The organism is Halomonas sp. hl-4, from assembly GCF_900215475.1.
GTDB lineage: Bacteria > Pseudomonadota > Gammaproteobacteria > Pseudomonadales > Halomonadaceae > Vreelandella.
Window position 1 is genome coordinate 3,577,679 of record NZ_LT907845.1, and the last position, 18,434, is coordinate 3,596,112.

An 18,434-nucleotide genomic window follows, 5' to 3' on the forward strand; every position below is an offset into this window, starting at 1 on the left:
GTACGAACAATAACCCAGGAGGTCAATGTGGCCATTTATCAATACGGAGAGCATCGCCCAGATATTCAGGACGACGTATACATCGCCGAAACGGCGGATGTTATCGGTCAGGTGACCTTAAAGGCACGCTCAAGCGTGTGGTACCAGGCGGTGTTACGTGGTGACACTGAGCACCTTGAGGTGGGCGAAGAGAGCAATATTCAGGACGGCGCCGTACTGCACGCGGACCCAGGCTTTCCGCTTAAGGTGGGCAAAGGCGTGACGGTCGGGCATCAGGCCATGCTGCACGGCTGTACCGTTGGCGATGGCTGCTTAATCGGTATTCAGGCGGTAGTGCTCAATGGTGCGGTGATTGGTGAGAATAGCCTGGTGGGTGCCGGTGCCTTTATTAAGGAAGGCGCGGTATTTCCGCCTAACTCGTTGATCGTTGGCTCGCCTGCCAAGGTCGTGCGGGAGCTTTCCGAAGAGGCCGTGGCCGGTATGAAGAAAAATGCTCAGGGCTACGTCGAGCGAGGTCGGCGCCACGCCGATCAGTTGAAACGCATCGGCTAATTTTTCATTGCGTATAAAAAACCCCAGGCCTTGGCCTGGGGTTTTTGTTTTGCTCATAAAACAGGGATTCAACATCACATGAGCGCGTCGGTAACCCCCAATACATAGAAGGCGATCAAGCCAATCAGGCCGGTAAACACCAGGTAATAGATAGTCGGCAGGATCGTTTTACGGATCGTCGCCCCTTCGCGGCCGAGTAGGCCAACAGTGGCGGATGCCGCGACCACGTTGTGGATCGCAATCATGTTACCTGCTGCCGCACCTACCGCTTGCAGTGCCACCATCATCGCAGTGGACAGCCCGAGAGATTCAGCAACGCTGAACTGGAACTCGGCAAGCATCAGGTTGGAGACGGTGTTCGAGCCGGCGATAAAGGCCCCCATGGCGCCGACTGCAGGTGCAAAGAACGGATATACACCGCCAACACTATCAGCCACCGCCTGGGCCATCATTACCGGCATTGAGACGAGGTCTGCGCCGTTAACGCCCGAGTTGATCAGTATGCGCACCATCGGCACGGTGAAGATCAATACAAAGCCTGCGCCAAATATCGTTTTGGTCGACTCTGAAATCGCGGCACTAATCTTGCGGCCATTCATCTGGTGCAGGAAGTAGGTGATAAACACCACCGCAAGAATGATACCGCCCGGCAGATAAAACGGCTCAACGCTGCCGCTGATGCCTTCCTCGCCAAGGATGTTTGTCCAACCCAGGCTCAGCGAGTTCAGTGCGGCTTTCAGCGGTTCAATGGTGCGTGAAGCGACCAGGAACAGCGCCAGCAGTACGTAGGGTATCCAACCTTTAAAGGTGGACATGGGAGCTTTGCCTGCAACGTCATCAAGCTTGATTTGCAGGTTGCCGATCCACTCGTCGGGCCAGGAGCTGGCTTCAGGAAAGTCCCAGGTGTCTTTAGGTAGCAGGAAGCCCTTGCGCGCGGCAGGGACCACAATTGCCAGACCGACCATCGCCCCGATCATCGAGGGGAATTCCGGGCCGAGGAACACGCCCACCAGCATGTAAGGCACTACAAAACAAATGCCGGTAAAGATGGCGAAAGGAGTAATTGAAAGCCCTTCTTTCCACGACTTGTTGGCACCGAAGAAGCGGACCATCACAGTGACCAGAATCAGCGGCATTAAGATGCCTACAATACCGTGGGTGATGGCCACTTCGCTGGTCACTAGCTGGAAGAATACGTCCCATGTAGAGCCAGCTGATTCCAAGTCAGAGGTGATGCCTGCGCGGTCAAGGCCGCTACCCACACCTACGACAATCGGCGTGCCGACGGCACCAAACGATACCGGCGTGGACTGGATCATCATGCCCACCACGACAGCTGCCAGCGCTGGGAAGCCCAAGGCTACCATCAGCGGTGCAGCCACAGCGGCAGGGGTGCCGAAACCAGAGGCACCTTCAATAAAGCAACCAAACAACCATGCGACGATCAGCGCTTGAACACGACGGTCGGGGCTGATCCCCGAGAACCCGTTACGGATGGCGGTGATGCCACCTGAGTGCTTAAGCGTGTTGAGCAGCAGGATCGCACCAAAAATAATCCACAACAGCCCCGCCGTTTGGATAAGTCCTTGGATGGTTGAGGCGACAATCCGCGAAAAGGACATATCCCAAGCGGTAAGGCCGATGATGGCCGCAGTGATAAAAACGATGGGCATGGCTATCTTGGCCGGTATTTTAAAGCCAATAAGCAACACCCCCGCTAACAGCAGCGGCGTGAATGCCAGAAGTGCAAGGATTGATTCATTCATGGGACGAACTACCCCTTGTTATTGATCGTATGCTCCACAATGATGACAAGCCGCATCGCGGCTTTTGGCGTCACTGTGAAAGATACGGCGCTGCTGGAGAGATGACTACTATTGGAAAATTGGTAATACCAATAGAAAACACGCTAAACGTTAAGTTTTAATTAAGGGTTTAGTTTATAACTTATTGTTTTTATTTGGCTTTAAAGGCGTACGGTGAGTAAGTTTCGAGTGCTATCCATTAGACTAATAGACAGTCCTCGTGAGCGCCTATTATCGAACGTTAATGGCATAGCGTGGTAAAACGAATGACCCATAGTGAATGCTATTGTTCATTTAGAGGTATGACGGGACTCTTTCAACCAAGAGAGATTTATGATGCCAAGACAGCTTTATGATTTATGCGGCCGTGACGAGCGGTTACGGTTCTCGCCTTTTTGCTGGCGGGTACGGATGGCACTGGCCCATAAAGGTCTCGAGTTTACCACTCGGCCTTGGCGGTTTCTGGAGAAAGAAGCACTGGCGTTCGCCAAGCACGATAAAGTGCCGGTGCTCGTCGATGGTGAGCAAGTCGTTACCGATAGCTTTGATATCATGCGCTATCTGGACGATGCCTATCCCCAGGCGCCGCTTTTTGGCCAAGGTGCCAGCTATCAACGGGCACGCTTCTTCAAGCATTACGTCGAACGTAGCGTGACGCCAGCGCTGTTTAAGATTGTTGCGCTGGATTTACTGGCGGCGATCCATCCCGACGACCGTGACTACTTCCGCGAAACCCGCGAAGCGCGATTTGGCTGCACACTGGAAGCGTTCCATCAGCCAGAGCAGGGGCGTGCGCAGCTCAAGCAAGCGCTGGCCCCGGTTTATGCCCAGCTGAAAGAAAGCGACTTTCTTGATGGTGATACCCCAAGCGGTGCTGATTACTTGTTATTTGGCAGTATGATGTGGGCTTACACTGTGTCGCTTGAGGCGCTGGTAGAGGCAGGAGATGACATTGATCAGTGGTTTCAACGCATGTTGGCCGTTCACGATGGCCTTGCCAGTAAGGCCACTACAGTGAGGGATTTAGCCTAGTACTAAAATTTATGTTGCACTGCACAAAAGTGACTGCTAACGTGTGGTGTAGCAAAGGCGCCGACCTTATCGATGTTCCCATTTCAAGGCGCGCCTATGTCGTTACTCACTCCTAAGGAGATAGTGCAATGAACAAAGCCGCCGAAAAAACCAGCCAGCAAGTCGAGTCCATCTTTGTATCGCCGATGCGTTCTTACACGCTGACGGCACTGGACTACTACGATCAGATCGTAAGCGCGCAGCTCGACGCTGTTCGTGCTTACTCGGACCTGAGTGTTGCCCAGGCCCGCACTTGGCTGGACGTGAAAGATGCCGACAGCTTCAAAAAGGCACTGGAAAGCCAGCAGAAAACTGCCAGTGATCTTTTGGAGCGTATGAAAGGCGATGGCGAGAAAGTTACTTCCATCAGCCAAAGCTTCATGAAAGACAGCCAGAAAATGGCCGAAGACACCACCAAGAAAGCGGTAGAAACGGCTAAGCAGTAAGTCTAGCCGCTAACGCTTAATCGCTTGGGTTAATCACTGCGCTCTTTTAAGGGCGCAGTTTTTGTATATCCGTATATAAAGTGAGCAGAAGGGTAAGTCTCTTACGCTTTTTGCTCTGCTCGCGCACGCAGTCGCAGACGCGCGATACGAATGATTTGCTCAATGGCAGTTCTCCGTTCCGTCGCGGCGTCATTATCGAGGCGCTCGGCAAACGCCTGTAAGATGGCGTGTCGATCAAGACCTTTAACGGCGATTACGAAAGGAAAACCGAATTTTTCCTTGTAGCTGGCATTAAGCGCCTCAAAGCGGGCAAACTCTTCTGGGGAGCATTGATCAAGCCCCGCGCCTGCCTGTTCGCTAGTAGAATCCTGCGTCAACTCGCCTGCTAAAGCCGCCTTGCCTGCCAGGTCCGGGTGGGCCTGAATGACACTAATCTGCTGCCCGCTTCTTGCCTGCTGCAGTTGGAGTCCCATTAAGTCAGCAAGCGTATCGGGGGCGTCGTGGGCGGAGGTTAGCCCGGCTTCCCAAGCGGCTTGTGCCACCCAGGGTGAATGCTCGTAGATGTCGCCATAGTGGTCGATAAACGCATTAAGCGATAACTCACTTGGGCGGGGGTGTAAACACAACGCGGCGTGATGTGACGACATGGTGGCTCCAGGCTAAGCTAAGTCTGTGATGGCTCTATGTATACAATAAAGCAAGCTGACGGTACTCTAAAGCCATCCATATAATACACAATAGCAATAAGGAGCCATCATGGGACGTCTGACTACCCACGTGTTGGATACCGCACGCGGCTGCCCTGGCCAAGGTATTGCCATCGACATCCTACGATTGAACGGCAGCGAACGTCAGCATATACGCACGGTGACCACCAACCAAGATGGTCGTTGCGATGCGCCGCTCCTCGAGGGTGAGGCCTTAACGCCCGGCGAGTACGAACTTTGCTTTCATGCGGGTGACTACCTTCGCGCGCAAGGGGTGGAGGCCACTGAGCCGCGTTTTCTCGACGTCATCCCCATCCGCTTCGGTGTAGCGGACGCTCATCAGCATTACCACGTGCCGCTATTGCTTTCGCCGTATGGCTACTCGACCTACCGTGGCAGCTAATAGCGGAGGCCTTTGATGCAAGCGTATTTGATCGACGCGGTTAATGTCCTGCTGCGGTGGTTGCATGTTATTGCAGCGATCGCCTGGATTGGTGAATCCATCTACTTTGTGATGCTGGATAACAGCCTGCGCACGCCAAAGGCAGAAACGGACCGCCAGAAGGGGATTTTTGGCGAGATGTGGGCCGTACATGGCGGCGGCTTTTATCATAACCAGAAGTACACTACGGCACCTGACAAACTTCCCAACGACCTACATTGGTCGTTCTGGAAAGCCTATACCACCTGGCTTTCCGGATTTGCCCTGTTTGTCATCCTCTACATGGTCAATCCTGGCTTTTATCTGGTAAACCCGGATAGCCCCTGGCAGTGGGCCGCCAGCATGACCGGCTGGCAGGCTAATCTACTGGCGTTGCTTTTCTTATTCGGCGGCTGGGTGGTGTATAACGAGTTGTGCAAGCGCATTAGCCCCAATATGGATCGTGACGGCCTGCTTAGCGTAGCGGTTGCTGTAATGATGGTTGTGGTTGCCTACCTAAGCACGCAAATGTTCACCGGCCGTGCGGCTTTTCTGCTTACCGGGGCGGTGATGGCGACGGCGATGTCGGCGAATGTCTTCTTCTGGATTATTCCCGGCCAGCGCCGCATGGTAAAAGCCATGAAAGCAGGCGATGCGCCTAACCCGCTGGATGGCAAGCGCGGCAAGCAACGCTCGGTACACAACACTTACTTCACGCTGCCGGTCGTGCTGTTGATGGTGAGTAATCACTATTCGTTTATCTACTCCCACGAGCTTGCATGGGTCGTGATGGTACTGTTCATTTTTGCCGGTGCGTTGATCCGTCAATTCTTTGTCTTGATGCATGCAGGCAAAACCCAGCCGGCGTATTCCGCTGTCGGTGTGGGGCTTATTGTATTAGCGTTTTGGGTAGCTGCACCCAGTGCTTCCGCGCCTGGTGACGCTGACGGTAGAGAAGGGCCAGATCAGGCGCAAATCAGCGGTTTGATTGAGCAGCACTGCGTGCAGTGTCACGCACGCGATCCCGAGCATGAGGGTTTCTCAGCCCCGCCGGCCGACTATGCGTTCGATGACTGGGACGACATGCTGGCCCAGAAAGAGGCTATTCAGCAGGTCGTCGAGAGTCGTTACATGCCGCTAGGCAACTTAACCAAGATGAGCGATGAAGAACGCGATACCATTGCCGCCTGGGAGGAATGAACCACGAGGAGAATCCATGAGCGATGCGCAGGCGGTTGTTAAGCGACCCGCGTCGAAAGCGGAGGGCGATGAGCGTCACGAAGCGATTTATCGTGCGGTAAGCGACGCCATTGTAGAACAGCGACTGAAGCCCGGTGCAAGGCTGCGCGAAGATGCCCTGGCCGATGTGTTTGACATCAGCCGTACCGGGATTCGCAAGATATTGCAGCGGCTGGCGCTGGAGCAGTTGGTGACCCTAACGCCGCGCCGCGGTGCCAGTGTTACCCGACCCACCGCTGATGAAGCGAAGGATGTGTTCGACGCGCGCCAGTTGATCGAGTGCGGATTAATGCCTGACGTGGCAAGGCGCATCACTGAGCAGGACGCCCGCGAACTTCGCGATATGGCTCAGCGCGAGCGCCAGGCGTTGCGAAACGGCGAGCAGAGCGTCGCCATTCGACTCTCGGCGGATTTTCACGTGCGCTTAGCGCAGCTTTCGGGCAATGCGACCCTGGCGGCCTTTGTTGAACGGCTTTGTTCTCGCTCGTCGCTGATTTTGGCCGTCTATGGCCACCCTGGCCACTTGGGCTGTGAATCCCACGACCACGACGATCTTATTGGCTATCTGGAATCAGGCAGCGATGAGCGCGCCCGAGCCTTTATGAGCCGGCATCTGAAAGCCATCGAAGCCTCGCTCTCGATGGTCGAGGAAGAAGACACCGTACCGGACCTGCAGCAGATATTTGGGGGGTGAGAGCGGTTGTGTCGGATCGCTAAAAACTGCGCTCAGGGCTTAAATTAAGTAGGCCTTACATCAAGCGCCAAAACGCGTCGACCAACGGGTTTTTTAGGTTTTTCGTTAGGGTAAACAAACCAATATCGTAGGGCTCCAGTTCCGGCGTCACGTCGAGCACACGAATGCGATCTACCAAGGGGCTGTTGTCGAGGACGATTTTGGGCACCACGCCAATGCCAAAGCCTAAACTCACCATACTCACAATGGCTTCATTACCGGTGACCTGGGCATAAATGCGTGGGGAGACATCCAACTGGCGAAACCACTCATCCACACGGGCTCTGGAGACACCACTCTCCGATAGAATCATCGGGATGCTCGCCCACTCTTGCGGTGTGGTTGGCGTGCTCGTTGGTACATTCGGCACCTGCTGATCAAGCGGGGCAATAAACAGCAAAGGCGACGTGGCAATGGATTTAAACGCCAGGCCACGCGGCAAGTTGGCAGGCTGGGCCGCGATGCTAAGATCCTCTTTACCGTCCAGAACATGCGCAATAGCGTGTTCTGGATCCCCCGTGCGCAGCTTGATTTCAATGATCGGGTAGGCAATGCGAAAGCGCCGCAGCAGTTCGTGCAAAAAGCTGTAGCTGGCGGTGACGGAGCCATACAGGCTGATTTCACCGCTTAATTGATCAGGATTGTCGGTTAATTCATGACGAATCAAATTCCATTGGCTGCTGGCATCGCGGGCGTACTTGAGAAACTTCTGCCCCTCTTGGGTCAACACCACGGTACGGTTGTCGCGATTAAACAGCGACACGCCCAGCTCCTCTTCCAAATGCCGGATGTTGCGCGACAGGGCAGAAATACTGACGTAGCACTCATCGCTTGCGCGCCCAAAATGCAGGGTTTCTGCCAAGGCAAGGAACTGTTTTAAAATTTTAAAATTCATAAACGCCATGATAATTGAGTTTTGCAAAAAAAGGGACATGCTGTTGCAAATATATCAATTTAAGAAATGGTCGTGTTTCGGTAGATTGGCTTTACTAACATGGCGCTGAAGCCTGTATCGAGCGGCCGTGTCACACTTCGCGTGTCGGTGTAGCGACATCGACCGTACGATCACCAATCAGGACGTTAAAGATGGCTAACTATTTCAATACCTTATCTCTGCGCGAACAGCTGGAGCAGCTGGCGAAATGTCGTTTCATGTACAGCTCGGAATTCGCCGATGGGGTCGACGCGCTGAAAGGCAAAAAAATGGTCGTTATCGGTTGTGGCGCCCAAGGCCTTAACCAAGGCTTAAACCTGCGCGACAGCGGCTTAGATGTCTCTTACGCACTGCGCCCTGAGGCCATTGAACAAAAACGTCAGTCTTGGAAAAACGCCACCGAGAACGGTTTTGTTGTAGGTACCTACGAGGAGTTGATCCCCACGGCAGACGTTGTATTGAACCTGACGCCCGATAAACAGCACTCGTCTGTCGTAACGGCGGTCATGCCGTTGATGAAAGAGGGCGCTTGCCTGTCTTACTCCCACGGTTTCAACATCGTGGAAGAGGGCATGAAAATCCGTGATGACTTAACCGTCATCATGGTGGCGCCCAAGTGTCCAGGCTCTGAAGTTCGTGCTGAATACGTGCGTGGTTTTGGCGTTCCCACTTTGATCGCTGTTCACGAAGCCAACGATCCTAAAGGCGAAGGCCTTGCCCTGGCAAAAGCCTACGCGGTGGGTACTGGCGGTCACAAGGCCGGCGTATTGATGTCCTCTTTCATCGCGGAAGTTAAGTCCGACCTGATGGGTGAGCAAACGATCCTTTGCGGCATGCTGCAAACCGGTTCTCTCCTTTGCTTCGACAAAATGATCGAAGAAGGCATCGAACCTGGCTACGCCGCTAAGCTGATTCAGTACGGCTGGGAAAACATCACGGAAGCATTGAAATACGGCGGCGTGACCAACATGCTGGATCGTCTTTCTAACCCAGCGAAGATCAAAGCCTTTGATCTTGCTGAAGAGCTGAAAGACATCATGCGTCCGCTCTACAACAAGCACCAAGACGACATCATGAGCGGTCACTTCTCGCACACGATGATGGAAGACTGGGCGAACGATGACGCTAACCTTCACAAATGGCGTGCCGAAACCGCAGAAACCAACTTCGAGAAAACCCCTGCGGGTGACGTAGAAATTACCGAGCAGGAATACTTCGACAACGGCATCTTGATGGTAGCAATGGTTAAGGCAGGCGTTGAGCTGGCTTTCGAAACCATGACGGCGGCGGGCATCATCGCCGAGTCCGCGTACTACGAGTCGCTCCACGAAACGCCGCTGATCGCCAACACCATCGCGCGTAAGAAGCTGTACGAAATGAACGCGACCATCTCTGACACCGCGGAATACGGTTGCTACCTCTATAACCACGCGTGCGTGCCGCTATTGGCTGACTTTATGAAAGGCATCAAATCCGATGTTATCGGTAAAGGCCTGGATGTAGACGACAACGGCGTTGATAACGCGCGTTTGATCGAAGTCAACGAAGCGCTTCGCGCCCACCCGGTAGAAGCCGTTGGCGCAGTGCTTCGCGGCCACATGGCGGACATGAAGAGGATCGTTTAATCGGCTGATTAAATGATAGACCGCTAAGTCATCTATAAAGCCGAGATATCGCCACGATATTCTCGGCTTTTTTGTCTCTGATTTATTTAACACCGTAAGGAATATATCGATGGAGCCTTCAAGCCGCTTAGAGCGTATTCAGCTAAACAAAGCGACAATCAGTTTTGATGATCGCTTCACCCTAAGCGAGATTGATTGGATCATCGAGGCCCACCAGCATTGGGTCATTACGGGCACCAATGGCTCAGGCAAATCGGCCCTGGCGGCGGCGCTGGCTGGCGTTGGTAAAATTGAATCGGGCACGGTTCAAGGGCTTCCCAACAACGTTGGGTTGGTCTCTTTCGAAGCGCAAGCCGAGCTTATCGCCAAAGAGCTGAAAAAAGACGATGCCGATATCATGGATGTCATTTCACTTGGCACACCCGTTAGTGAAATGATTTTCGAGCAGTGCCAAAACCCTGAGCTCGCAAGCGAGCTGGTCGAAAAGTTCGGGCTGACCAAACTGCTCGACCGCGCCTTTCGTAAACTCTCCACGGGCGAAACCCGCAAGGTCATGCTGATTCGCGCGCTGGCGAGCAAGCCGGACTTGCTTATTTTAGACGAGCCGTTTGATGGTTTGGATGTCGACACCCTCGCCATGCTGCAAGCCCATCTTGCCTCCATCATCGACACCGTTCCCATGGTGATGGTGCTGAACCGCTTTGATGAAATGCCGGACTTCATCACGCATGTGGCCTATCTGGATAAAGAGCGCTTGGAGAAAAAGCCAGGGGATAAGAAGCCAGGGGATAAGAAGCGGGGAGATAGTGGACGACTAGCGTTCACCGTAGACCGTCAGGATGAAGCCGCCTTCAATGAGCTGTACCAATTGCTGCATCTGAAAACCGCCGACCTAAGCCTGCCCGAGGCCGACCCAGCCACTAAATTACCCGCCCTCGACCCCAGCCAGCCGTTAGTGAAGCTCAAACAAGCGACGATCCAATACGGCGATACCGTCATTGTCGATAAGCTGGATTGGACGATAGAGCAGGGCCAGCACTGGCAGCTGAGCGGCCCTAACGGAAGTGGCAAGACCTGCGTCTTGTCCCTGATCACGGGGGATCATCCACAGTGCTACACCAATGATATTTTCGTGTTTGGCTTCCAGCGCGGTAACGGCGAAAGCATCTGGCAGATCAAGCAGTTTATCGGCTATGTCTCCACCGCCCTGCAGTGGGAGTATCGCGTCAGCACCAGCTGCAAAAACGTGATTATTTCAGGCTTCTACGACAGCATCGGCGTATACACAAAAGCCACCGATCATCAGAAAAAAATCGCCGACCAGTGGCTCGAACTACTGGGCATGCAAGAGCGCGCCGATCAGCCCTTTAACAAACTCTCCTACGGCGACCAGCGACTGCTACTTATCGCCCGTGCCATGGTGAAACACCCGCCACTGTTGATTCTAGACGAGCCTTGCCTCGGCCTGGACGATATGAACCGCCAACTGGTTCTCGCCCTCATCGAGAAAATTTGTGAAGGCAAAGAAACCACGGTGCTCTACGTCAATCACCACACGGAGGACAAGATAAAGGAAATAGACAATCATCTGGCGCTGGAGAAGAATCACTAGTTGTAACCTCCGCCCGCTAGATGCACCGAAAGGAGAGGGCTGTTTATGAGCAACCTAAAAAAGATGCCTGAGTTCAAGAATGAGGCCGAAGAAAAAGAATTCTGGGAAACCCATGATTCATCAGACTATTAGCTGAGCATGAATACCGAAAAATGAGTTGCAAGATATGGTTCAGGCAGATTGCCGACAGTTTCCAAGGTAGCTAGTCAGCCCGCGCCAAAAAAAGCGCCATCGGCAAAACCGGTGGCGCTTGTATGCGCTTTTAATCAGCTAGTGTCGACCCGCTTGTCTACTGCTCAGCCAACGCAGGCGCAGCCTTAAACTGACGCATTAAACCGTAGTAGAAAAGCCCACCCAGGCCAGCGCCAAGCAGCCAGCCGTAGCCGTTGAGGCTGGCCAACGCTGGAACCAGTACGGTGGAAAGCGAGAACAGTGCCGCCACGCCAAAAGCGATCAGCGCACGGGTATTCCAGCCGTTGGTGTAGTAGTAGGCACCGTTGGGGTCGGATGAGAATAGCTCCTGCATATTCAACTGTTGGCGCTTAATCAGGTAGTAGTCAACCACGATGATGCCGTAAAACGGGGCAACAATAGCCCCCAGCGCATTCACAAACCCCGGTACGCCAATCTGGCTGATCACCGAGACCCACAGCGCGCCCACGAAAAACGCGATAATTGCCGTAATCAACCCACCAATCTTAAAGCTGATCTTGCTAGGGAACAGGTTGGCAAGGTCATAGGCGGGGGGGATAAAGTTGGCAACCAGGTTAATGCCCACGGTGGCGGCAAAAAAGGTTAGGGCGGCCACGATGGTTAGCGGCAGGCTGTCTACCCGCTCGACAATATCAGATGGGTTGGTCAGCGCCTCGCCAAACAGCACCAAGGTGCCCGCGGTAATGATCAGCGCGATAAACGAGAAAAACGCCACGTTGAGCGGCAAGCCCAGCAGGTTGCCCAATTTCATTTGCCGCTCGGTTTTCACAAAGCGGGTGAAGTCGCCAAAGTTAATTACCACTGCCGCAAAGTAGGCCACCATGGTGCCAACAATGGCGAAAAAAGCGTTAACGCCCGGGGTGGTATCGTCGGCCTCGGCACCGCTAAAAATCGTGCCAATCGCTGGCAAGAGTTCGCTACCCGCCTGGACCCAAACAATCATCATCAGCGCGATCATCACTAGGTAAACGAGTGGCCCCGCCCAGTTTAAAAAGTGCTTGATGCGCTCGATTCCCGACCAAAAAATCGCAATCTGAAACAGCCACACAATGACGAACGATATCCAGGCCATGGGGGATAAGCCCAAGAACGTAGCGTTGCCCTCGCCGCCGAACAACGCAGTGAGCAGCAGCGTCATGGCGGTGGAGGCAAAGTAGGTTTGCACGCCATACCAGAAAATCCCCACGATGGCGCGCAGCATGGCAGGCAGATTAGCACCGCGTACGCCCATGCTGGCGCGCACCATTACCGGAAAGGGAATGCCATATTTGACGCTGGGTTTGCCGGTCAGGTTAACCAGCCCCATCACGATAACCCCGGCCAAAATTATCGCCACCATCACCGCCCAACCATTCAAGCCGTAGCTGAGAAATAGCGAGGCGGCGAGGGTGTAGCCAAACAAACTCTGAATATCGTTTGACCACACGTTGAATATCTCAAACGCGCCCCAGGTTCGTGCTTCAGGCTTAAGCGGTGCCAGGTCTTGGTTGTAAAGCGTGGGGTCCATGTGTTGGATCGATAGCGAATCGTCGTGGTGTGTCTCGTTCATTGTGTTCACCTTGCTCGGGTGTGCAACGCCGCCAGTGCTTGGCGGCACCGGGGCTTACTGACAAAAACGTTGGCAAGGTGCCCAATGTTTCATCAGCAGGTAATAGGTCACGCCTGCGGGAATTAAGCTTGCGTACCAAGAAACCGCCGAGAACAGCAGGGCGGCCACGATGCCAACGGCGGTGGCAATCAGCGCGGCGATATTCACACCTTGATACGGCCCGTTGGCGTCATACAGCTTGCTGATGTCCAGCGTGCGGCGACGAATCACGTAATAATCGACCACCAAAATGGCAAAGATGGGGCCAAGAAACGCCGAGTAGGTTTGCACGAAAAGTTGCAAGCCAGCGGCTGAGCCTGGCTGAACCAACTTCCAGGGGAAGGTGGCAAAGGCCAGCAGGCCAACAATCACGGTTGCAATCGGAAACTTGATCTTGAAGACGTCCATCAATACGTAGGTGGGCGGGACGACATTATTCAATACGTTGGTGGTGACCTGGGCAAAGGCGATAAACAGCAGCGTGGTCATCAACAGCGGCGTGTTATCCACCGCGTTGGCGAATACCTCGATAGGGTCGGCGGTGCCGGTGGCTTCCGAGACCATAAAGCCAATCAGGCCCATGAACAGCGTACAGGGCAGAATCGACATGGCGTAAAGGGTGGTGAGTAAGCCCGGCCCCGAGCCAGCTTTATGTTCACGCGAGTAGTCACTGACGTTGAGCATCATGGTGCTGTAGATGCCCAAAAACAGCATGGTCGCGCCCCAGAACGGCATGCCCCAGGAGCCTTCCATGGTCAGCATATTGGCCGAAAGCTCATCGCCATAGCGCTGAATTGTGGCCACAAACATGTACACCAGCGACACTAAAATGAAACCGCTGCCGATATTTTCCAGCCATTTGATGCCCTGAAAGCCGGTGACCGACAGGGCAATTTGCAGCAGTTGGAAGGCGATGAAGAAGAACACGACGTTATCAAAGCCAAACAGCGTGGCCGATACCATGTTCAGCGCGCCGGCCCCAATCCAGCTTTGAAAGCCGTACCACACAATTGCCGGTACTGCGCGAACCAGCCCCGGCAGGCGGGTACCCGCAAAGCCAAAAGCGCTGCGCGCCTGGACCATAAAGGGGATACCATATTTATAGCCAGCGGCACCGTTGAGCGCCAAGGCAATGCCGATCACAAAGCAGCCAATGGCAATCGCCAGCGTGGCCTGAATCAGGTTGAGCGTGCCGACAACACTTGACCCCATGGCGAAGGTGCCAATGGACACGCAGCCGCCAAACCAGGCCAGAAAATAAGAGGCGCGCCCCATTATCCGGGTTTTTTGCGGCGCGAGCGATTCGTCGCCTAGGCTTTTCCGCCCATCGCTGGGTGCGATGGTTGCTGGGTCGTCTGATGTCAGACCCGATGGTGATGCACTCATGGTGTCGTCCTCGCAAGATTGCTGTTATTGACCCTCAGCGATGCTGGGGATGCTTGCGGCTGGCGTGTGTTTCCGATGCTTTGATTGTTATTGGCTGGCATCGTGATGGTGTCGCGTGGGTTAGCCTCCGGGCGGTAGCGTTAGATTGGAGAAATCGGCAAACTGACCGGTAAACGGTTTGGGGCGCGGGTAAGCTAAATCGCCGTGCTTGCTGGTCGAGAGCCCCAGCCCGACCAGGGATTCGGCAAGCTTGAGCCCCGCGCTCACGCCTTCAACAACGGGCAGGCCTACCTCGTGGCTGATTTCCTGGGTGAGGTTTGCCATGCCCCCGCAGCCCAGCACAATGGCGCCAATGCCATCCTCGTCGCGGGCACGGCAGCACTCCTGCACAATGCGCCGATAGGCGGCTTCCGGGTGGTGCTCAAGGTCCAGTACGGGAATTTCAGCGGCGCGGATGCGTCGACAATGGTGACGAAAGCCGTACTGTTCCAGCAGGTGCTCGGCAATAATGCCGGTTCGGCCGAGCGTGGTAACAATCGAAAATCGGGTGCTGATTAGCGTCGCCATATGAAACGCGGCTTCGGCAATGCCCACCACCGGGGCGCGGGTAAGTTCGCGGGCGGCAAGCAGCCCAGGGTCGCCAAAACAGGCCACAACGTAGGCGTCAATGTTGCCTTCCTGCTCGCCCTTGATGACTTCCTGAGCAACGCCGACGGCGCTGACGGCTTCATCAAAATGGCTTTCAATCGAGACCGGCCCTGCCTCCGGCTGACAGGCGCTAACGTGGGTTCCTGAGGCGGCATAGTCGTTGGCGGCACGATAAATCGAGGCAGTCATCGAGGCCGTGGTATTGGGGTTAATCAGTCGGATGTGGGCCACCCAGTTCTCCTTTTGGTCGCAAAGTACACAATATTAGGTGAACAATTTAAAAGTTATTGTATACAAAATAGGGTGATTTTTTGCCCACCGCAAGTAGCAAATCACGCCATATATCAATCAATTGGTTGACCGATTGTTCAGCTTTCAGCAGGCTTTACGCTTGTTAAAAGACAAAAAATGCTGTCACCTCAGACCGCTAGCGACCCTAAGCGTTGCGGTTGAGTTTTGAGCAGGCTATTTTGTATACAAATTGTTGGTTGCGTTATTCGTGACCAAAGACAGGATTAACGGAAGGAGCTGCCCATGACGTCCCGCGATTACCCCCGTGACTTGATCGGTTATGGGCGTACGCCACCCCACGCCAATTGGCCGGGTAAGGCCAAAATTGCTGTGCAGTTTGTCTTAAATTATGAAGAAGGCGCGGAAAACAGTGTCCTCCACGGTGATACTGGCTCAGAGCAGTTTTTATCAGAAATTATTGGCGCCCCGGCCTTCCCTGAACGTCATCTCAGTATGGAGTCCATCTACGAATACGGCTCCCGCGTTGGGGTATGGAGAATTCTGCGCGAGTTTGAGCGACGGGGGTTGCCGCTAACGGTATTTGGCGTGGCGATGGCGCTGGAGCGCAATCCTGAAGCGGCCATGGCATTTAAAGAGCTGGGCCATGAAATCGCCTGCCATGGCTACCGCTGGATTCATTACCAGGAAGTGCCCGAGCACGTGGAACGGGAACATCTGCAGAAGGCCATGGATATCTTCCAGCGGCTGTATGGAGAAAAACCGCTGGGTTGGTATACCGGCCGCGATAGCCCTAATACCCGGCGCTTGGTGTTGGACGAGGGCGGTTTCCTCTACGATAGCGACTACTACGGCGATGATTTACCATTCTGGACGCAGGTGGCCGATAGCCAAGGCCATGAGCATCAGCATCTAATCGTGCCCTACACGTTGGACAGCAACGATATGCGCTTTGCCGCTCCCCAAGGCTTCAATACGGGGGATCATTTCTTTAACTACCTGCGTGACGCCTTTGATGTGCTTTATGCTGAAGGGGAGGAGGCACCGAAAATGCTATCGGTGGGCATGCACTGCCGTTTGCTGGGCCGCCCAGGGCGTTTTCGCGCGCTACAGCGTTTTCTCGATTACATCGAAACCCATGACCGTGTATGGGTGGCGCGCCGGGTAGACATCGCCCGCCATTGGGCCGAGCACCACCCTACAGCGGACGACTGATAATTTGATAGACAGGAAGCCATGACGCCTCATATCGGACAGAGGATTGCCGCTCAGTACGATGCACTCAGCGCCCAGGAACAGCGCGTTGCTAGCTTCATACTCGACCATTTTGACGATTTAGCCGTGTATAGCGCGGCTGATCTGGCTCGCCTAACAGGCGTATCGAAATCCACGGTTAGCCGCTTATTTAAGCGACTGGGTTTTGAAAGCTACCGCACAGTAAAGGCGCACGCGCGACAGCTGCGTAATTTAGGTGTGCCACTGGTAATTGATGCCCAGGCAATGCAGGAAGACAGCGGCTCGCCATTTCAGCGTCATGTTCAGCGGGAGAAGGAGAACCTGCAGCGTTGCGTCAGTACGATTGTCGCTGCCGATTTTGCGGCGCTCACCAGCCAACTGGCCCAGGCTTCACAGGTGGTGGTGATTGGATTTCGCAATAGCTATCCATTGGCACTGCATTTTCGTCAGCAGTTGATTCAAGCCAGACCAAAGGTGCGTCTGGCGCCCCAGCCTAATCAATCGCTGGCAGAGGATATTGTGGATTTAACCGCGCAGGATGTAGTGGTGCTATTTGGCTTCCGCCGCCGCCCGTCTGCGTTTGAAAGCCTGGTAAATGTGCTTGAGCGCTCCCCCGCTCAGGTCGTGATGATAGCCGACCCTACCGCGGTGAATTTTGCCCCCCAAGTTACCTGGTATCTGGAAACACCGCTGGAAAGTCTTTCGGCTTTCGATAGTTACGCTACTGCCAATAGCCTTATTTGCCTGATTGCCAATGCGGTGCTGCATCAACGTCTGGCGGAAGGGCGTGAACGCATTGGGATCATCAGCGACCACTATCACGAGCTGGATGAGCTCGAGTCCCATATCATGAGCGTCGATTGGAACGCTACGCCTTCCTAACGTGATCATTTAGTAGTGCAAGCTTGCTGGCTGAGCGTCAAATTTTGCACCAATTCGTTGCGTGAGCCAGCTGGGTGTTGCTGCAACAGCTGATCGAGAGATGCGTGCTTGATGCTTAATACTATGTTCTATAAGCATTGTTAATGCACTGGCCCTGCTTTTGCTTTGATGTGAAACGAACGTTTCTTGATGGCTTTATATGCAACAAAGCTTTCATTTAGCGTCATTGAATGTTTCAACTCAGTCACTGCAGGAGAGCTTCATGCGCCCCTTAACCCGCTACCTCAAATATAAGTCCCTTCGTCTGTTGGCGACGAGTATCGTCGCTTTTGGCGCGCTAACGACTACTGCTGCGCATGCTGATGCGCTGGAGGATATTGAATCGCGAGGCACTATCAAAATTGCGGTGCCGCAGGATTTTCCACCGTTTGGCTCGGTGGGTACCGATATGGAGCCACGTGGCTACGATATTGATATGGCCAACTATCTCGCTGAGGAGATGGGCGTTGAGGTGGAGCTAATCACCGTGACCAGCGCCAACCGCATTCCTTATTTAGAGACCGGTCAGGCGGATCTAGTGATTTCCAGTCTGGGTAAGAACCCTGAGCGGGAAGCGGCGATTGATTTTTCTGATGCTTACGCCCCGTTCTTTTTAGGCGTATTTAGCGCAGATGCGGATGAGAAAGTGGATGACCCAGAAGGCTTAGCCGACAAAACTATCGGTGTCACCCGTGGTGCCGTAGAGGATATGGAGCTTTCTGAGATTGCCCCAGACTCGACCACGGTGCAACGCTTTGAGGATAACGCCACGACTATTTCTGCGTTCCTTTCCGGCCAGGTCGACTACGTCGCAACAGGTAATGTTGTGGCCGCTGAGATCGCCGAGCGCAATAGCGACCGTGCGCCCTCGCTGATTTACCAGCTCAAAGACTCGCCCTGCTACGTAGGGATGAATAAAGATGAGCCCGCGTTGATGGAAGAAGTGAACCGCCTGATCGCTCAAGGATTGGAAGATGGCACCTTGAATGAGATGTCTCAGCGCTGGTTCAGCGCCGACCTACCTGAAAACTTCGGCAGCTGAGGTTTA

At 54.1% G+C, this 18,434-nt stretch carries 18 protein-coding genes; 12 read left to right on the forward strand and 6 right to left on the reverse strand.

Annotated features, from left to right (window positions below; all coding sequences use genetic code 11):
* Window positions 1–27 precede the first annotated feature (27 nt).
* A complete protein-coding gene (locus CPH17_RS16805) occupies window positions 28–552 on the forward strand; it encodes a gamma carbonic anhydrase family protein (RefSeq protein ID WP_074395366.1) in 525 nt (174 codons plus the stop codon).
* Between the two features lie 74 nt (window positions 553–626).
* Here the strand turns inward: CPH17_RS16805 and CPH17_RS16810 are convergent, their stop codons facing one another.
* Window positions 627–2,318 carry an L-lactate permease gene (locus CPH17_RS16810; RefSeq protein ID WP_096300444.1) on the reverse strand — a complete coding sequence of 564 codons (1,692 nt, stop codon included), beginning with the start codon at window positions 2,316–2,318 and terminating at the stop codon, window positions 627–629.
* Between the two features lie 375 nt (window positions 2,319–2,693).
* On the opposite strand from CPH17_RS16810, the gene CPH17_RS16815 reads away from it, so the two are divergent.
* Together CPH17_RS16815 and CPH17_RS16820 are read left to right on the forward strand one after the other, a co-directional pair.
* Window positions 2,694–3,389 (forward strand): glutathione S-transferase family protein, encoded by a 696-nt coding sequence (locus tag CPH17_RS16815; protein WP_074398414.1) that lies wholly within the window; start codon window positions 2,694–2,696, stop codon window positions 3,387–3,389.
* A 128-nt stretch (window positions 3,390–3,517) separates the two neighbouring features.
* Window positions 3,518–3,874 carry a phasin family protein gene (locus CPH17_RS16820; protein ID WP_074395368.1) on the forward strand — a complete coding sequence of 119 codons (357 nt, stop codon included), beginning with the start codon at window positions 3,518–3,520 and terminating at the stop codon, window positions 3,872–3,874.
* A 101-nt stretch (window positions 3,875–3,975) separates the two neighbouring features.
* Here the strand turns inward: CPH17_RS16820 and uraD are convergent, their stop codons facing one another.
* Window positions 3,976–4,521 carry a 2-oxo-4-hydroxy-4-carboxy-5-ureidoimidazoline decarboxylase gene (uraD, locus tag CPH17_RS16825; protein WP_074395369.1) on the reverse strand — a complete coding sequence of 182 codons (546 nt, stop codon included), beginning with the start codon at window positions 4,519–4,521 and terminating at the stop codon, window positions 3,976–3,978.
* A 109-nt stretch (window positions 4,522–4,630) separates the two neighbouring features.
* On the opposite strand from uraD, the gene uraH reads away from it, so the two are divergent.
* From uraH to CPH17_RS16840, 3 genes are read left to right on the forward strand one after another with little or no spacing between them, the layout of a single operon-like run.
* Complete coding sequence (gene uraH / locus CPH17_RS16830; RefSeq protein ID WP_074395370.1) at window positions 4,631–4,984, forward strand: hydroxyisourate hydrolase; 354 nt, start codon at window positions 4,631–4,633, stop codon at window positions 4,982–4,984.
* Between the two features lie 15 nt (window positions 4,985–4,999).
* Window positions 5,000–6,202: a urate hydroxylase PuuD gene (locus CPH17_RS16835; RefSeq protein ID WP_074395371.1), complete on the forward strand. Its 1,203-nt coding sequence runs from the start codon at window positions 5,000–5,002 to the stop codon at window positions 6,200–6,202.
* Between the two features lie 16 nt (window positions 6,203–6,218).
* Complete coding sequence (locus CPH17_RS16840; RefSeq protein ID WP_074395372.1) at window positions 6,219–6,935, forward strand: GntR family transcriptional regulator; 717 nt, start codon at window positions 6,219–6,221, stop codon at window positions 6,933–6,935.
* Window positions 6,936–6,990: 55 nt separating this feature from the next.
* Here the strand turns inward: CPH17_RS16840 and ilvY are convergent, their stop codons facing one another.
* Window positions 6,991–7,869, reverse strand: coding sequence for an HTH-type transcriptional activator IlvY (ilvY, locus tag CPH17_RS16845; protein WP_074398415.1), 879 nt, complete (start codon window positions 7,867–7,869; stop codon window positions 6,991–6,993).
* A gap of 191 nt (window positions 7,870–8,060) precedes the next feature.
* On the opposite strand from ilvY, the gene ilvC reads away from it, so the two are divergent.
* The 3 genes from ilvC to CPH17_RS16860 all read left to right on the forward strand — a co-directional run bounded on the left by ilvC (window position 8,061) and on the right by CPH17_RS16860 (window position 11,277).
* The gene (gene ilvC, locus CPH17_RS16850) at window positions 8,061–9,533 is read left to right on the forward strand and encodes a ketol-acid reductoisomerase (RefSeq protein ID WP_074395373.1); all 1,473 of its coding nucleotides are present in this window, start codon (window positions 8,061–8,063) and stop codon (window positions 9,531–9,533) included.
* 109 nt (window positions 9,534–9,642) lie between these two features.
* Window positions 9,643–11,145: a molybdate ABC transporter ATP-binding protein ModF gene (modF, locus tag CPH17_RS16855; RefSeq protein ID WP_074395374.1), complete on the forward strand. Its 1,503-nt coding sequence runs from the start codon at window positions 9,643–9,645 to the stop codon at window positions 11,143–11,145.
* A 63-nt stretch (window positions 11,146–11,208) separates the two neighbouring features.
* Window positions 11,209–11,277, forward strand: a complete 69-nt coding sequence (locus CPH17_RS16860) for a CopG family antitoxin (RefSeq protein ID WP_231896540.1) — start codon at window positions 11,209–11,211, stop codon at window positions 11,275–11,277.
* 157 nt (window positions 11,278–11,434) lie between these two features.
* Here the strand turns inward: CPH17_RS16860 and CPH17_RS16865 are convergent, their stop codons facing one another.
* The 3 genes from CPH17_RS16865 to CPH17_RS16875 all read right to left on the reverse strand — a co-directional run bounded on the left by CPH17_RS16865 (window position 11,435) and on the right by CPH17_RS16875 (window position 15,169).
* Entirely contained in the window at window positions 11,435–12,907 is a 1,473-nt protein-coding gene (locus tag CPH17_RS16865) for an NCS1 family nucleobase:cation symporter-1 (RefSeq protein WP_074395375.1), read from the reverse strand.
* Between the two features lie 54 nt (window positions 12,908–12,961).
* Window positions 12,962–14,332, reverse strand: a complete 1,371-nt coding sequence (locus CPH17_RS16870) for an NCS1 family transporter (RefSeq protein WP_074395376.1) — start codon at window positions 14,330–14,332, stop codon at window positions 12,962–12,964.
* A 120-nt stretch (window positions 14,333–14,452) separates the two neighbouring features.
* A complete protein-coding gene (locus CPH17_RS16875; protein ID WP_096300977.1) occupies window positions 14,453–15,169 on the reverse strand; it encodes an aspartate/glutamate racemase family protein in 717 nt (238 codons plus the stop codon).
* 345 nt (window positions 15,170–15,514) lie between these two features.
* Here CPH17_RS16875 and puuE point away from each other — a divergent pair, with 345 nt between their 5' ends.
* The 3 genes from puuE to CPH17_RS16890 all read left to right on the forward strand — a co-directional run bounded on the left by puuE (window position 15,515) and on the right by CPH17_RS16890 (window position 18,428).
* Entirely contained in the window at window positions 15,515–16,444 is a 930-nt protein-coding gene (gene puuE, locus CPH17_RS16880; protein ID WP_074395378.1) for an allantoinase PuuE, read from the forward strand.
* A 21-nt stretch (window positions 16,445–16,465) separates the two neighbouring features.
* Window positions 16,466–17,347, forward strand: a complete 882-nt coding sequence (locus CPH17_RS16885) for a MurR/RpiR family transcriptional regulator (RefSeq protein ID WP_074395379.1) — start codon at window positions 16,466–16,468, stop codon at window positions 17,345–17,347.
* A gap of 262 nt (window positions 17,348–17,609) precedes the next feature.
* On the forward strand, window positions 17,610–18,428 hold the full coding sequence (locus CPH17_RS16890; protein ID WP_074395380.1) for a transporter substrate-binding domain-containing protein: 819 nt from the start codon (window positions 17,610–17,612) through the stop codon (window positions 18,426–18,428).
* Window positions 18,429–18,434: the final 6 nt, after the last annotated feature.

Bases quoted from the DNA above. Each gene is read 5' to 3' on its own strand.
- CPH17_RS16810 (WP_096300444.1), bottom strand. From the start codon at position 2,318: ATGAATGAATCAATCCTTGCACTTCTGGCATTCACGCCGCTGCTGTTA.
- CPH17_RS16815 (WP_074398414.1), top strand. From the start codon at position 2,694: ATGCCAAGACAGCTTTATGATTTATGCGGCCGTGACGAGCGGTTACGG.
- CPH17_RS16820 (WP_074395368.1), top strand. From the start codon at position 3,518: ATGAACAAAGCCGCCGAAAAAACCAGCCAGCAAGTCGAGTCCATCTTT.
- uraD (WP_074395369.1), bottom strand. From the start codon at position 4,521: ATGTCGTCACATCACGCCGCGTTGTGTTTACACCCCCGCCCAAGTGAG.
- uraH (WP_074395370.1), top strand. From the start codon at position 4,631: ATGGGACGTCTGACTACCCACGTGTTGGATACCGCACGCGGCTGCCCT.
- CPH17_RS16835 (WP_074395371.1), top strand. From the start codon at position 5,000: ATGCAAGCGTATTTGATCGACGCGGTTAATGTCCTGCTGCGGTGGTTG.
- CPH17_RS16840 (WP_074395372.1), top strand. From the start codon at position 6,219: ATGAGCGATGCGCAGGCGGTTGTTAAGCGACCCGCGTCGAAAGCGGAG.
- ilvY (WP_074398415.1), bottom strand. From the start codon at position 7,869: ATGAATTTTAAAATTTTAAAACAGTTCCTTGCCTTGGCAGAAACCCTG.
- ilvC (WP_074395373.1), top strand. From the start codon at position 8,061: ATGGCTAACTATTTCAATACCTTATCTCTGCGCGAACAGCTGGAGCAG.
- modF (WP_074395374.1), top strand. From the start codon at position 9,643: ATGGAGCCTTCAAGCCGCTTAGAGCGTATTCAGCTAAACAAAGCGACA.
- CPH17_RS16865 (WP_074395375.1), bottom strand. From the start codon at position 12,907: ATGAACGAGACACACCACGACGATTCGCTATCGATCCAACACATGGAC.
- CPH17_RS16870 (WP_074395376.1), bottom strand. From the start codon at position 14,332: ATGAGTGCATCACCATCGGGTCTGACATCAGACGACCCAGCAACCATC.
- CPH17_RS16875 (WP_096300977.1), bottom strand. From the start codon at position 15,169: ATGACTGCCTCGATTTATCGTGCCGCCAACGACTATGCCGCCTCAGGA.
- puuE (WP_074395378.1), top strand. From the start codon at position 15,515: ATGACGTCCCGCGATTACCCCCGTGACTTGATCGGTTATGGGCGTACG.
- CPH17_RS16885 (WP_074395379.1), top strand. From the start codon at position 16,466: ATGACGCCTCATATCGGACAGAGGATTGCCGCTCAGTACGATGCACTC.
- CPH17_RS16890 (WP_074395380.1), top strand. From the start codon at position 17,610: ATGCGCCCCTTAACCCGCTACCTCAAATATAAGTCCCTTCGTCTGTTG.